Source organism: Rhizobium sp. LjRoot30, assembly GCF_964253915.1.
In the GTDB taxonomy this organism is placed as follows: Bacteria; Pseudomonadota; Alphaproteobacteria; order Rhizobiales; family Rhizobiaceae; genus Metarhizobium.
The window spans coordinates 55,434-69,397 of sequence record NZ_CAXUSG020000003.1 but is presented as its reverse complement, the minus strand read 5'-3'; the positions used below and the strand labels follow the sequence as shown (position 1 = coordinate 69,397).

At 62.1% G+C, this 13,964-nt stretch carries 15 protein-coding genes and 1 pseudogene; 9 read left to right on the top strand and 7 right to left on the bottom strand.

Going from position 1 to position 13,964, the window contains the following annotated elements; translation table 11 throughout:
- Positions 1–60 precede the first annotated feature (60 nt).
- The gene (locus tag ACSQ3I_RS08000; RefSeq protein WP_435997708.1) at positions 61–342 is read right to left on the bottom strand and encodes a BolA family protein; all 282 of its coding nucleotides are present in this window, start codon (positions 340–342) and stop codon (positions 61–63) included.
- A 112-nt stretch (positions 343–454) separates the two neighbouring features.
- Here ACSQ3I_RS08000 and ACSQ3I_RS07995 point away from each other — a divergent pair, with 112 nt between their 5' ends.
- From ACSQ3I_RS07995 to ACSQ3I_RS07980, 4 genes are all read left to right on the top strand, one after another.
- Positions 455–1,081 carry a J domain-containing protein gene (locus tag ACSQ3I_RS07995; protein ID WP_435997706.1) on the top strand — a complete coding sequence of 209 codons (627 nt, stop codon included), beginning with the start codon at positions 455–457 and terminating at the stop codon, positions 1,079–1,081.
- A 104-nt stretch (positions 1,082–1,185) separates the two neighbouring features.
- Entirely contained in the window at positions 1,186–2,172 is a 987-nt protein-coding gene (gene cobS, locus ACSQ3I_RS07990) for a cobaltochelatase subunit CobS (protein WP_109459340.1), read from the top strand.
- Between the two features lie 19 nt (positions 2,173–2,191).
- Positions 2,192–4,093, top strand: a complete 1,902-nt coding sequence (gene cobT / locus ACSQ3I_RS07985; RefSeq protein ID WP_435997704.1) for a cobaltochelatase subunit CobT — start codon at positions 2,192–2,194, stop codon at positions 4,091–4,093.
- A gap of 9 nt (positions 4,094–4,102) precedes the next feature.
- Entirely contained in the window at positions 4,103–5,098 is a 996-nt protein-coding gene (locus tag ACSQ3I_RS07980) for an esterase-like activity of phytase family protein (protein WP_435997703.1), read from the top strand.
- Positions 5,099–5,108: 10 nt separating this feature from the next.
- Here ACSQ3I_RS07980 and ACSQ3I_RS07975 read toward each other — a convergent pair whose 3' ends face one another.
- Both ACSQ3I_RS07975 and rpmB read right to left on the bottom strand, forming a co-directional pair.
- Positions 5,109–5,744 carry a queuosine precursor transporter gene (locus tag ACSQ3I_RS07975; protein WP_435997701.1) on the bottom strand — a complete coding sequence of 212 codons (636 nt, stop codon included), beginning with the start codon at positions 5,742–5,744 and terminating at the stop codon, positions 5,109–5,111.
- 118 nt (positions 5,745–5,862) lie between these two features.
- Positions 5,863–6,162: a 50S ribosomal protein L28 gene (gene rpmB / locus ACSQ3I_RS07970; protein ID WP_109459337.1), complete on the bottom strand. Its 300-nt coding sequence runs from the start codon at positions 6,160–6,162 to the stop codon at positions 5,863–5,865.
- A 237-nt stretch (positions 6,163–6,399) separates the two neighbouring features.
- Between rpmB and ACSQ3I_RS07965 the strand changes: the two genes are divergently transcribed.
- Positions 6,400–7,179, top strand: coding sequence for a DUF3108 domain-containing protein (locus ACSQ3I_RS07965; RefSeq protein ID WP_435997699.1), 780 nt, complete (start codon positions 6,400–6,402; stop codon positions 7,177–7,179).
- Positions 7,180–7,198: 19 nt separating this feature from the next.
- Here the strand turns inward: ACSQ3I_RS07965 and ACSQ3I_RS07960 are convergent, their stop codons facing one another.
- Together ACSQ3I_RS07960 and gloB are read right to left on the bottom strand one after the other, a co-directional pair.
- Positions 7,199–7,624 (bottom strand): cupin domain-containing protein, encoded by a 426-nt coding sequence (locus tag ACSQ3I_RS07960; protein WP_435997697.1) that lies wholly within the window; start codon positions 7,622–7,624, stop codon positions 7,199–7,201.
- Positions 7,624–8,394 (bottom strand): hydroxyacylglutathione hydrolase, encoded by a 771-nt coding sequence (gene gloB / locus ACSQ3I_RS07955; RefSeq protein ID WP_435997695.1) that lies wholly within the window; start codon positions 8,392–8,394, stop codon positions 7,624–7,626. The genes ACSQ3I_RS07960 and gloB overlap by 1 nt, the downstream gene beginning before the upstream one ends.
- A gap of 148 nt (positions 8,395–8,542) precedes the next feature.
- Here gloB and ACSQ3I_RS07950 point away from each other — a divergent pair.
- From ACSQ3I_RS07950 to ACSQ3I_RS07940, 3 genes and pseudogenes are all read left to right on the top strand, one after another.
- Positions 8,543–9,333: pseudogene (locus ACSQ3I_RS07950) on the top strand (class I SAM-dependent methyltransferase).
- 101 nt (positions 9,334–9,434) lie between these two features.
- Positions 9,435–10,544: a histidinol-phosphate transaminase gene (gene hisC, locus ACSQ3I_RS07945; protein WP_435997693.1), complete on the top strand. Its 1,110-nt coding sequence runs from the start codon at positions 9,435–9,437 to the stop codon at positions 10,542–10,544.
- Positions 10,541–11,470, top strand: a complete 930-nt coding sequence (locus tag ACSQ3I_RS07940; protein ID WP_435997691.1) for a prephenate/arogenate dehydrogenase family protein — start codon at positions 10,541–10,543, stop codon at positions 11,468–11,470. The genes hisC and ACSQ3I_RS07940 overlap by 4 nt, the downstream gene beginning before the upstream one ends.
- Positions 11,471–11,479: 9 nt before the next feature.
- On the opposite strand, the gene ACSQ3I_RS07935 is transcribed toward ACSQ3I_RS07940, so the two are convergent.
- Positions 11,480–12,496: a DUF2125 domain-containing protein gene (locus tag ACSQ3I_RS07935; RefSeq protein WP_435997689.1), complete on the bottom strand. Its 1,017-nt coding sequence runs from the start codon at positions 12,494–12,496 to the stop codon at positions 11,480–11,482.
- Between the two features lie 155 nt (positions 12,497–12,651).
- Between ACSQ3I_RS07935 and ACSQ3I_RS07930 the strand changes: the two genes are divergently transcribed.
- Entirely contained in the window at positions 12,652–13,188 is a 537-nt protein-coding gene (locus ACSQ3I_RS07930; protein ID WP_435997687.1) for a gamma-glutamylcyclotransferase, read from the top strand.
- Here ACSQ3I_RS07930 and ACSQ3I_RS07925 read toward each other — a convergent pair.
- Complete coding sequence (locus ACSQ3I_RS07925; protein ID WP_435997685.1) at positions 13,173–13,961, bottom strand: lysophospholipid acyltransferase family protein; 789 nt, start codon at positions 13,959–13,961, stop codon at positions 13,173–13,175. The genes ACSQ3I_RS07930 and ACSQ3I_RS07925 overlap by 16 nt on opposite strands.
- Positions 13,962–13,964 lie beyond the last annotated feature (3 nt).

The following is a 13,964-nucleotide window of genomic DNA, read 5'->3' as shown; positions in this document are numbered from 1 at the left end:
GGTCATAAATTGCATATTGGCTTCCGGTCGTCAGGCGCCTATATGGGGTCCAGTTCCCTTTTACCAGCGGGTGGGTTCACCGGGTGCGGATGGCTCGACGGCCAGCGCATGCAGACCCGCATCGAGTTCCGGCTTCAACAGTTCCGTGATGGCACGATGGCGCGCAAGCCGCGTCATGTCGGCGAATTTCGACGAGACGATGCGCACGCGCATATGTGTCTCACCTTCGCCCGTCATATCGGCATGGTGGCCGGCATGCAGATGGCTTTCGTTGATCACCGCCAGCCGCTCCGGCTGGAAGGTATCCGTGAGCTTCTGTTCGATGCGGGCTTGAAGCGACATCGGGCCTCCTTCCGGCGTGTCCGCCTGTTGGCAAAGGGTTCCCAAGAAGCCAGCAACATTCCGCTTTGTCAATTCTTGTTGTGCCTTCGGCACCGTACCATAATCAGGCCCCATGAAACTTGATTCAAAAATCTTCGATCGCATCCGCACGCGCCGGAAACGGGAGCAGGAGGCCGAGGCATCCGGTCCCAACTGCCAGTGGGACGGCTGCGACAAAAAGGGCGTTCATCGCGCCCCGGTCGGACGCAATGCCGAGGGGCAGTTCTTCCTGTTCTGTTTCGATCACGTCCGGGAATACAACAAGGGATACAATTATTTCTCAGGCCTGTCGGATACCGAGATCGCCCGCTACCAGAAGGAAGCGATCACCGGTCACCGCCCGACCTGGACCGTCGGCGTCAACAAGGCGGCGCGTTCCGCACCGCTGCACGCCGATACGCGCTCCGGGGCGGCCGGCATGCATGCGCGGATGAAGGATCCGTTCGGTTTTGTGCAGCAGTCGCGTGGCAAAGGGTCGCGTTTCGCCCCGCAACAGCGCAAGCTGAAGACGCTGGAATCGAAAGCCTTCGATACGTTGGGCCTTGGCCCGGCGGCGACGGCGGCCGATATCAAGCAGGCCTACAAGGATCTGGTCAAAAAACACCACCCGGATGCCAATGGCGGAGACAGAGGTTCGGAAGAGCGTTTTCGCGCCGTCATCCAAGCATATCAATTGTTAAAGCAGGCTGGTTTCTGCTAAGGGACAACGTCTGATCCGTCACCGACCTATACCCGCCGAGTGACACTGTTACGAAATGTATGAGATTTATGCGGCCGGGCGGCAGCGCCTGCTTTGGAGACATGATGAGCAAGACTGAACTCGATTACTCGAACCTGCCGGATACCACCGTTTCGGTGCGGGAGGTCTTCGGCATTGATACCGATATCCGCGTGCCGGCCTACAGCAAGGGCGATGCCTATGTGCCCGATCTCGATCCGGACTATCTTTTCGACCGTGAGACGACGCTCGCCATCCTGGCCGGCTTTGCCCATAACCGCCGCGTCATGGTCTCCGGCTTCCACGGAACCGGCAAGTCCACCCATATCGAACAGGTCGCAGCCCGCCTCAACTGGCCTTGCGTGCGCGTCAACCTCGATAGCCATGTCAGCCGTATCGACCTCGTCGGCAAGGATGCCATCGTCGTCAAGGACGGCCTGCAGATCACCGAATTCAAGGACGGCATCCTGCCCTGGGCCTACCAGCACAATGTCGCGCTCGTCTTCGACGAATACGATGCCGGCCGCCCGGACGTGATGTTCGTCATCCAGCGCGTGCTGGAATCCTCCGGCCGCCTGACGCTGCTCGACCAGAGCCGCGTCATCCGCCCGCACCCCGCCTTCCGCATCTTCTCGACGGCCAACACCGTCGGCCTCGGCGACACGACCGGCCTTTACCACGGCACGCAGCAGATCAACCAGGCGCAGATGGACCGCTGGTCGATCGTCACGACGCTGAACTACCTGCCGCACGACAAGGAAGTCGACATCGTGCTCGCCAAGGTGAAAAGCTTCGAGGGCGCCGGCCGCGACACCGTTTCCAAGATGGTGCGTGTTGCCGACCTGACCCGCGCAGCTTTCGTCAACGGCGACCTTTCCACGGTCATGAGCCCGCGTACGGTGATCACCTGGGCGGAAAACGCCGAGATCTTCGGCGACGTCGCCTTCGCCTTCCGCGTCACCTTCCTCAACAAGTGCGACGAGCTGGAGCGAGCGCTGGTGGCTGAGCATTATCAGCGCGCCTTCGGCGTCGAACTCAAGGAAAGCGCTGCGAACATCGTTCTGAGCGCCTGAGGGTATGTGAAGACAGGTCATGGCAGGTCGAGGCGATAATACCAGAACGAAACCCGGCGGACCGGTGGACATGGAGCCATTGCGCCGGGCCATCACCGGCTGCGTGCGCTCGATTGCTGGTGACGGCAATGTCGAGGTCGCTTTCGCCAACGAGCGTCCCGGCATGGCCGGCGACCGCATCCGCCTGCCGGAGCTGTCGAAGCGTCCGACGGCGCACGAGCTTGCGGTTACTCGCGGGCTCGGCGATTCCATGGCGCTGCGCATTGCCTGCCACGATGCCAAGGTGCACGCCACCATGGCGCCGCAGGGCAGCGATGCCCGCATCATCTTCGATGCGGTCGAGCAGGCACGGGTGGAATCGATCGGCGCGCTGCGCATGAGCGGCACGGCGAGCAACCTCGCCTCCATGCACCATGAAAAATACGCCAAGGCCAATTTCGGCAATGTCGAGCGGCAGCAGGATGCGCCGATCGAAGAGGCCCTGGCGATGATGGTGCGCGAGCGGCTGACCGGCGAAAAGCCGCCGGCGAGCGCCGGCAAGGTGCTCGACCTCTGGCGCAATTTCATCGAGGACAAAGCGGCCGGCGATCTCGAAAAGCTGGCGGCCTCGATCGAGGATCAGCCGGCTTTTGCCCGCCTGGTGCGCAGCATGCTGACCTCGATGGAGATGGCGGAGGAATACGCCAACGAGGACAGCGAGCCGGACAACGAAGACACCAGCACCGACGAAGACCAGCCGCGCAGCGACGAGCAGAACGAAGAAAACGTCGATGAGGAGGCCGGCTCCGACGCCGCGCCTGCCGAGGAAAGCGAAGCCTCGCAGGAGCAGATGGAAGACGGCGAGATGGACGGCGCCGAGATTTCCGAAGAGGAACTCTCCGACGACGGCGACGACGATTCCGAGACGCCCGGCGAAACCCGCCGCCCGAACAGCCCCTTCGACGATTTCAACGAGAAGGTCGATTACCACGTCTTTACCGAGGAATTCGACGAGGAGATCACCGCCGAGGAGCTGTGCGACGAGGCGGAGCTGGACCGCCTGCGCGCCTTCCTCGACAAGCAGCTTGCCCACCTGCAGGGTGCCGTCGGCCGGCTGGCCAACCGCCTGCAGCGCCGCCTGATGGCGAAGCAGAACCGCTCCTGGGATTTCGACCTGGAAGAAGGTTATCTCGATACGGCGCGCCTGCCGCGCATGATCATCGACCCGATGCAGCCGCTCTCCTTCAAGATGGAGCGCGACACCAAGTTCCGAGATACGGTCGTCACCCTGCTGATCGACAATTCCGGCTCGATGCGCGGCCGGCCGATCACCGTCGCCGCCACCTGCGCCGACATTCTGGCACGCACGCTGGAGCGGTGCGGGGTCAAGGTCGAGCTTTTGGGGTTCACCACCAAGGCGTGGAAGGGCGGGCAGTCGCGTGAAAAATGGCTGGCTGGCGGCAAGCCCGCCACGCCCGGTCGCCTCAACGACCTGCGTCACATCATCTACAAGTCCGCCGATGCGCCGTGGCGCCGCGCCCGCCGCAACCTCGGCCTGATGATGCGCGAGGGCCTGCTCAAGGAAAACATCGACGGCGAGGCGCTGATGTGGGCGCATAACCGCCTGATCGGCCGTCCGGAGCAGCGCAAGATCCTGATGATGATCTCGGATGGCGCGCCGGTCGACGACTCGACGCTGTCGGTCAATCCGGGCAACTATCTGGAGCGGCATCTGCGTGCCGTCATCGAGCAGATTGAGACGCGTTCCCCGGTGGAACTGCTGGCGATCGGCATCGGCCACGACGTGACCCGGTATTACCGCCGCGCCGTAACCATCGTCGATGCCGACGAACTGGCGGGTGCGATGACCGAGCAGCTGGCTTCGCTGTTCGAGGACCAGAGCGCCGGTTCGCGTGGCGGTCGCCGGCGTCGCGCCGGCTGATCGGTGCCGATGCGTTTCACCCGCTGTCTTGGCGCGCTCGCCCTGCTTTTTGCGGCCTCGACATCGATGCCCGCTTTCGCCGGCGAAACGGCTGTGATGACCAGCCGGGTGATCTCCGCCTTCAAGGTCGGCTCGCCGGAAACCCGTTTTGGCGCGTTGGAATTTGTCGGGGGGCTTGAGCTGAGCTCGACGACATCGCTATTCGGCGCCGTGTCCTCGATCCGGTTTCGTCCCGATGGCCGGAATTTCATCGCCGTGCTCGATACCGGCCACTGGATGACCGGCACTGTGGACCGTGATGGCGAAGGCCGGCTCTCCGACATTTCCGACCTCACCATCACTTCGATGATCGACAAGGACGGTCACGACGAGACGGTGAAATGGAACATGGATGCCGAAGGGCTGACGATCCGCGGTGACGAGATCCTCGTCAGTTTCGAGCGGCGTCATCGCATCGACATCTATCCGCTCTCCGGCTTCGAAACGTCGCGGCCGAAAAAATCCATTCCCTTTCTGATTCCCAGGAACGAATTGCGGGCGAATGGCGGTTTCGAGATGATTGCCGCTTCACCGCCGGAAAGCCCGCTCGGGGGCAGCACGGTGATCATCGCCGAGAAAAGCGTCGATAAGAAAGGCAATCTTTTTGCTGCTGTCGTCGATGGCCCCTCCAAGGGGCTGTTTTCGGTGAAACGCCACGATTCCTTCGATGTGACTGATGGCGCCTTCCTGCCGAACGGCGATCTCCTGATCCTGGAGCGGCGCTTCAACTGGGCTACAGGTATCGCCATGCGCATCCGCCGCCTCAAGGGCACGGATATCGCGCCCGGCGCCGTCGTCGACGGCGAGACGCTGATCACTGCCGATTTCAACTATCAGATCGACAACATGGAAGGTCTCGACGTCATCGCCGGCGAGGATGGTGCAACACACATCATCCTCACCTCCGACGACAACCATTCCATTCTCCAGCGCAATGTGATGCTGGAGTTCAAGCTGGTCGAATAAAGCTCTGCTATCAGGCGGATTTGGCCGCCGGCATCGGTTTCAGAACGCTCATCAGTGCGCCGTAGGGCAAGAGCATCATCAGGCCGACGATGATCTTCACCGAGAAATCGCCGATCGCCCAGGAGACCCAGCGCGGTGCCTCTGCGGCGAAGACGCCGAGGATCGGTGCGGCTTCCAGTGCGAAAGGATCGTTCGGCCCGAAGACCACGAACATTGCGGCGAAGGCGAAAGAGAAGAAGATCACCGTATCGAGTGCCGAGCCGATCAGCGAGCCGACCAGCGGCGCACGCCACCAACTCTGACGCCGCAGCCGGTTGAAGACGGCGATATCGAGCAGCTGGCCAAGCAGGTAAGCCGAGCCGGAGGCGATGGCGATACGTGGCATGGAGGTGACGAAGGAGAGTGCTACGCCGACGACGAAGCCGGCCAGGACCACCCTGCGCGCCATGGAGGGGCCGAACTGGCGGTTGGTCAGGTCGGTGACCAGGAAGGCGACGGGATAGGTGAAGGCACCCCAAGTCAGCAGATCGCCAAGGGCGATGCCGAACAGCGTTCCCGAGACGGGGAACTGAACCAGGAAGTTCGAGGCGACGACGACGAGCGTCATCAGCAGGGTGTAGGTTATGAAATAGCGTGTCTTCAGCATTTTTTTATCCTGGGTGATGCCACCAGTTGGAGGGACGAACCGGACAAAACAAAAGGCTTGACCGGATTATCCGTGCAAGCCTTCTGCCGTCCGTATGTTTTTTAAGAAGCAGGCCGGATTAGGCGGCAGCTGCGACTTCTGCAGACTTCTTGGCGATCTGACGACGCAGCAGGCGGGCGCGCATGCTCAGTTCGTTTTCGCTGGCCTTGAGAAGGAAAGCATCCAGACCGCCGCGATGTTCAACCGAACGCAGAGCTGCAGCGGAAACGCGCAGACGGAAACGCTGGCCGAGGGCGTCGGAAATGAGCGTTACCTGGCACAGGTTGGGCAGGAAACGACGCTTGGTCTTGTTGTTGGCGTGGCTGACGTTGTTGCCTACCTGGACGCCCTTGCCGGTCAATTCGCATACACGCGACATGGTACCACCTATTGTTTTTCTTCGCCAATGAACACCAAGCCGGACAAAACCGGTGAGGCAATCCAACTGGCCATGATTGGAAAGTTGCGGTTCTATAGTCAGCGAAGCCGCCCGCGTCAAGCCAAACCTTGGCTCTTGTAGCATTTCTGACAAAAAGCTGCTGTTTTCTTGGCTTAGCAAAAACCCTATAGAGTGGGTTCGGCCGCCTTACAACAGGTGGGCTGCGGGAGTAATAGCATGGCAATGATCGCCGTTCGATGCTGCATGATGGCAGTTATGCTGATGTCCTGCCTGCCGGCAAAGGCAGACGAGATACATCACGAGATGGAGTATAGCGTCGCGCTCTCGGGATTGCCGATCGCACGGGCAAGTTTCTCCACGTCGCTGGACAAGAAGCGCTACAAGATCGACGGAACGATCTATTCCGCCGGTATTGCCAATCTGATCACCCGGATCTCGGCGCAGACCACCGTCAGCGGCACGGTATCGGCTGACCGCTTCCAGGCCCGCAATTACCTGCTGAACTATACCAGCGGCAAGAAGACGCGTGTCTACGAGGTGAATTTCCGCAACGGCAACGTCACCTCCAATTCGATCACGCCCGAGCCGCGCCGCAACCCGGACAATTGGGTTCCGGTGACCGGCAAGGACCTGCGTGCCGTGCTCGACCCGATTTCCGGCATCATCCTGCCGGCCAGCAAGAAGGCCTGCCCGGCAAGGCTGCCGATCTTCGACGGCGAGACACGCATGGACCTCGTGCTGACACCGAAGGCGAGCAAGCCCTTCTCGACCAAGGGTTTCAAAGGCGATGCCATCGTCTGCAGCGTCCGGTTCGTGCCGAAGGCGGGTTTCAAGAAAAACCGCAAGGACATCGACTACCTGAAGAAGCTGAAGACGATGGAGATCTGGTTTGCCAAGGCCGATCCGGTCAACGTCTACGCCCCGGTCTACGTCAAGATCCCGACGGAATACGGCATGCTGACGGTGTCCGCCGTCAGGTTCGGCGGCAACACCTGATCGGGCAGGGATTTTCCGTTTACGGTAGGCCCGGCATCCAGCCGGGCGGCGCCATCTCGAACTTGGAAAATTCGAAACCCGGCGCCACAGTGCAGCCGACCAGCGTGTAGTCGCCACGTGATTGCGCCGCCTGCCACCAGCCGGCCGGCACGATGGCCTGCGGTCGCTCGCCGGCCAGAATATCGGGACCGAGCACCAGCGCATCGACCAGCAGGCCGTCCGAGGAGCGCTCCAGCGTCAGCGGCGCGCCGGCGTAATAATGCCAGACCTCCACGGCATCGTGGACCTTGTGCCAGTGCGAGCGTTCGCCGGCTTCGAGCAGATAATAGATCGCCGTCGAATGGCCGCGTTCACCGCCAGTGACGTCGCGAAAGGTCTGCACGTACCAGCCGCCTTCGGGATGGCGTTCCATGTTCAGCGCCGTGATGATCTCCGCTGCCGTCATCAGAAATTGTCCTTGCGCTTGCGGATTTCGGCGAAGACCTCTTCGTTGGTGCGGCTTTCCATCAGAAGGTTGCGGCGGATGGAGGGATCGGCGACGCGCAGGAAGGGGTTGGTTTCCTTTTCCAGCCCCAGCATCGTCGGGATGGTGAAGTTTCCGGCCGCCCGGGCCTCCTCGATTTCCGCAGCGCGGGTTTTCAGCCGCTCATTGTCCGGGTCGATGGTCAGCGCGAAACGGGCGTTGGACAGCGTGTATTCGTGACCGAAATACACCGCCGTCTCGTCCGGCAGGGCGGCAAGCTTCTGCAGCGAGTGCCACATGTCGGCGGCCGGGCGTTCGAACAGGCGGCCGCAGCCGAGTGCAAACAGAGTATCGGCGGCAAACAGCAGCTTGGCGTCGGGCACGTGGTAACAGACGTGGCCGGCCGTATGCCCTGGCGTCTCGATGACATTCACCGGATAGCTGCCGAATTCGAAGGTATCGCCGTCGCCGACCGCACGGTCGAGACCGGGAATGGCGACGGCCTCTTCGCGCGGGCCGATGATTTCGAGGCCGTAACGCTGCTTCAGCGCCAGGTTTGCTTCCACGTGGTCGGTATGATGGTGGGTGGTGAAGATATGGGTGATCTTCCAGCCGTTGCGTTCGGCGGCAGCAACGATCGGCGCCTCCTCCGGGGCATCGATGCTGGCGGTCAGGTGGGATTCCGGATCGTGCAGCAGGACGCCGAAATTGTCGCTGCGGCAGGGAAAAACTTCGATCTGCAAAGGTCTCATGATGAAAACACCGGTTTTTCAGCGCCGTTCCGGCACATGCGCCGTGGTTGCGCCCGGAATTGCGACAGAACATATGAAATGGGGCATGGCCGCCACCTGATGTGACGGACATGCTCCGGGATCGCATGAAAATGTAGTCGCTCGCGCCTTGAAGTCCATCCGCCCGCTGATAACATTTGCCGAATGTATGCCGATATCGTCGATCTCCGCCAATTCTATCATTCCGAACTTGGGCGCCGCGCCGAGCAGTCGATCACCATGGCGCTCTCGTCTCTGTGGGCGCGCCTGCCGCAGGAGCGGCTGGTGGGGCTGGGTTATACCGTGCCGTTTCTCGACCGGTTCCGCAGCGATACGGAACGCACGTTCGCCTTCATGCCGGCGGGGCAGGGGGCGGTGAACTGGCCGATGGGGGAGCTGTCCTCGACGGCGCTGGTCTTCGACGAAGAGCTGCCGCTTCCCGACTCGTCCATCGACCGCATCCTCATGGTGCATTCGCTGGAATTCGCCGAAAGCCCGCGCGAAACGCTGAAGGAGCTTTGGCGCGTGCTGGCGCCGGGCGGGCGGCTGGTGATTGTCGTGCCCAATCGTCGCGGTGTCTGGGCGCGCATGGAACATACGCCTTTCGGCTCCGGCCGGCCCTATTCGCGGGGACAGCTGACCGGATTGTTGCGCGAAACCAATTTTACCCCCGGTACCACCGCAGAGGCGCTGTTTTTCCCGCCGTCGCGGGTGCGGGCGGTGTTGAAGTTGCGTCATGCTTTCGAACGGCTGGGGCGCACACTCTGGCCGGCCTTTTCCGGCGTCATCATCGTCGAGGCGCAGAAGCGGCTTTACCAGGGGCTTCCCGTCACGGCGCGGGCATCGCGGCGGGTTTTCGTGCCGGTGCTTGCCCCGCGCGGCGTGCCGACGACACGCGACCATGTGCCGCCGGAGCGTTGAGCGTCGAGAACGGCGGTCGATACTCGACAAAAGCCGATTTCGGGGCTAATCCCGATAAGTCTTTTTCCGGGCTGTGCCCCGCTTTCCGTAAGGTCGATCCGATGAGCGTTGAGATGATTGAGCCCGTTCCGCGTCCGGGCATTCTGGATATTGCCGCCTACGTTCCCGGCAAGGAACATGCGCCGGGTGTTGCCCGCGTCTACAAGCTCTCCTCCAACGAGACGCCGCTCGGCGCCAGCCCGAAGGCGCTCGAGGCCTTCCGCCGTGGCGCCGAACAGCTGGAGCGGTATCCGGATGGCCAGGCCGTGGAGCTTCGCGAGGCGATTGCCGCTACCTACGGGCTCAATTTTGCGAATATTCTCTGCGGCAACGGTTCCGACGAATTGCTCGGCCTGCTCTGCCACGTCTATCTCGGCACGGGTGACGAAGCGATCATCACCGAGCACGGTTTCCTCGTCTACAAGATCCAGATCATGGCCGCCGGTGCGACACCGGTGACGGTCAAGGAAAAGGATTGCACCGTCGATGTCGATGCGATCCTGGCGGCGGTGACGCCGAAGACGAAGATGGTGTTCATCGCCAACCCAGGCAATCCGACCGGCACCTATGTTCCGGTCGCCGAGATTCGCCGTCTGCATGCGGCCTTGCCGAAGAACGTGCTGCTGGTGCTCGATGCGGCCTACGCCGAATACGTCAAGCGCAACGACTACGAGGCGGGCATCGAGCTGGTCTCCGCCAATCGCAACGTGGTGATGACCCGCACCTTCTCGAAGGTGCACGGCCTTGCCGCCCTGCGTATCGGCTGGATCTATGCGCCGGCGGCGATCATCGACGCGCTGAACCGGGTGCGCGGACCCTTCAATATGAATGCCCCGGCGATTGCGGCCGGTGCCGCCGCCATCCGCGACCAGGCTTTCGTCGAAACGGCTGTCGCCTATAATTCGTTGTGGCTCGACAAGCTGACGCATGCGCTGGAGGCAATCGGCCTGAAGGTCACGCCGTCCGTCACCAATTTCGTGCTCATCCATTTCCCCGATGTCGATGGCAAGCGGGCGGCTGAGGCCGACGACTTCCTGACGAGCCGTGGCTATATCCTGCGCGCCGTCCGCGGTTACGGTTTTGCCAATGCCCTGCGCATGAGCATCGGTCCGGAAGAGGCCAATCGCGGCGTCATCGAGGCACTCGGCGAATTCATGGGCCGTACGGCATGAATAGCGTGCAGTTCGAGCGCGTTGCGCTGATCGGCATCGGCCTGATCGGCGGTTCCATAGCCCGCGATCTGGCGGCGCTTGGCCTGGCGCGCGAGATCGTCGTGTCGAGCCGCAGTGCCGAAACGTTGAAGCGGGCGGAAGAGCTCGGCCTCGGGACCTCCTATGTCGCCTCCGCCGCCGAGGCGGTAAAGGACGCCGATCTGGTGATCGTTTCCGTGCCCGTCGGTGCTTCGGGCGCGGTTGCGGAACAGATAGCCGGCTATCTGAAGCCGGGCGCGATCGTCACCGATGTCGGTTCCACCAAGGCTTCGGTGATCGCGCAGATGTTGCCGCATATGCCGGCGCATGTGCATTTCATTCCCGGCCATCCGATTGCGGGCACGGAAAAATCCGGTCCCGATGCCGGCTTCGTCGGCCTGTTCCGGGGGCGCTGGTGCATCCTGACGCCGCCGCCCGGAACGGATGCCGAAGCGCTGGCGCGGCTGAAGCATTTCTGGGAAAGCCTCGGTTCGCGCGTTGATGAGATGGATGCCCAGCACCACGACAAGGTGCTCGCCATCGTTTCCCACCTGCCTCATATCATAGCTTACAATATTGTCGGCACGGCCGATGATCTGGAGACGGTGACGGAATCGGAAGTCATCAAATATTCCGCCTCGGGTTTCCGCGATTTTACCCGCCTGGCGGCATCCGACCCGACCATGTGGCGCGATGTCTGCCTGCACAACAAGGATGCGATCCTTGAAATGCTGGCGCGGTTTTCGGAAGACTTGGCCTATCTGCAGCGGGCGATCCGCTGGGGCGAGGGCGACAAGCTGTTCGACCTTTTCACCCGGACCCGCGCTATCCGCCGGTCGATCGTCGAGGCCGGCCAGGATGTCGATGCGCCGGACTTCGGCCGGCACGCGCTGGACAAGAAGGATTGACGGCAGGCCTCAGATCGGCGGAATTTCGCCGACCTTGATGAAACCGCTGATCATCACGTCGCCATCGTTGAGCGTCACGTCGACCGAGACCCGGTTGCCGCCGGAAACGAGTGCCGTCAGCATGTTGCCGGCGGTATCGATGTTCTTGTCGGCCTCCGGAAAGGCGGCCTTCAGCGTATCCCGCCAGCCGTCTATTCCAGTGATTTCGAGCTTCAGCTTGCCGGAGACGTAGCCTTCGTCATTGAAGGAGAAGGGGCCGCTGATCCGCAGCGTCCGTCCTTCGCCGAGATCGGCCGACAGCGCCCGCAACTCTCCCTTAGCGCCGCGAAGATTGGCGGCATCGCGGTTTGCTCCACGGAGAAGCGCCGCCTTGTCGGCCATGGTCACGTCGATATCGACAGTCACCGGCGGCAATGGCCGGCTCTTGCCTTCGACAGTGCCGGAGACCGCTAGCAGGCTTGCGGCGGCATCGAGATCGGGGCCGTTGCGGCGCAGATGCAGTTCGCCGTGGCTGGCGGAGAGGTTCAGCAATTCGCCGGCCAGTGCCGAAACCAGATTGGCTTTCAGGCCGTCGACGGCCAGCGAACTGCGCTCGACGCCATCCATGGCCAGCTGGGCGCTGGATTGCAGCGTGGCCCATTCGGCCGAAAAGGTCAGGCCGGGGGCTGCGCGCACCACGACCGGCTCGTCCACCTCGAAGACCACGTGGAAGGGATCGTAGACCTGGGCTGCGGAACGCAACGCGCCGAAGGAGGCAGAAATGCCGCGCCGGTTGTCATCGATGCTCACGCCGGAGCAAAACAGGCCGAAACGGAACGGAAAGCCGCGTATTTCCGCATCCGGGCATGCGGCCGAAATCGCCGCACCCTGGCTGCGGTCGAGAGCTGCCATCAGCCGCGAACGGGCCTGGTCGGCGGCAAAATACCAGCCGGCGGTATAGATGCCGATCACCAGGAGGACGCAGATGCCGAGGATCCTGACCTTTTTGCTGGTGTTGGTCTGTCCTGAGCGTCTTGACGCTGCCATGATGTTCTCCAAGGGTGATTCACGATCTCTAGAGTATTTCCGGCGATTCTTCGAATCGCGAGACTTCTCTATCCTTTTGTTTTGGCGCAATTCCGGACGCAAAAACCGCTAGGCCGTTTTGCCGGAATTGCTCTGGCAGTGATGTGGCGTGCGATATGGACGAATTTTGGGTGTTTGGCTACGGTTCGCTGATGTGGAACCCCGGCTTCGATTATGCGGAACGATCCCAGGGGCAGCTTTTCGGCTATCGCCGCTCGCTTTGCGTCCGGTCCTGGGTGCATCGCGGCACGCAGGAAAAGCCGGGCCTGGTTCTCGGCCTCGATCGCGGCGGCTCATGCCGCGGTATGGCGTTCAAGGTGACGGCGGGGCAGGAGGCAGCGACGCTCGCCTATCTGCGCGAACGCGAGCTGGTGACGAATGTCTACCTGGAGCGGACGCTGCCGGTTCTGCTTACCGGCGGTCGCAAGGTCAGGGCGCTGGCCTATGTGATCGACCGAGGCCACACCCAATATGCTGGCAGCCTCGATGCGCTGGATGCCGCAGAGGTCGTTTCAACGGCCGAGGGGCGCTCCGGCCCGAACGACGCCTATGTCTTTAACACGCTTACCCATATGCACGACATGGGCATCCGCGACCAGTGGCTGGAAGCCGTGGCGACAGAAGTCAGGCGGCGGGCTCAGCCCTTGGCCTGAAGTTCGGCCAGCCGGGTTGCCGCGGTTGGCGGCAGCGGGATATGCGGATTGTTGCGGGCAGTTTCGACCAGAAGCTCGTCGCTTGCCTTTTCCGTCACCTCCATCAGCTTGGCGAAGAAGGCATCCGTCTCCATGCCCGGCATGATCGGCGGCAGGATGCGCACCTTGAAATGGCCGGGATACCGCATGGATTTGCGCCGTGGCCAGAACAGGCCGGGATGCATGGCGACCGGCACCACCGGTACGCCGAGATCGCGGTACATGCGGGCGATGCCGAACTTGTATTCCGGTGGCGCACCGGGCGGGCGGCGGGTGCCTTCGGGATAGATGATCAGCTGGCGGCCGTTTTCCATCTCTTCGCGGGCACGTTTCAGCACTTCCAGCATCACCTTGCCCTTGGCGCCGCGATTGACCGGGATCATCCGCTGCTTCAGCACGTACCAGCCGAACAGCGGAATCCACATCAGTTCGCGCTTGAGGATGTACACCGGATCGTCCAGCCACGGCAGCAGGCCGAAGGTATCCCAGAAGGACTGGTGCTTCGGCGCAAAAATGTAGCCGCCGCTTTTCGGGATGTTTTCCAGCCCCTCGATTTCGAAGCTGGTGCCGGCAACCTTTTCGAACAGCCAGTTGCTCGAGCGTGCCCAGGCTTTCGGGATCGCATAGGCCTTCTTGCGCGGCAGCAGGAAATAGGCCGGCGTCAGGATGATCATGCGGAGGATGAGATTGGCGTAGAACAGCGTATTGAAGAGGATCGAACGCAATGTGAGCATCAA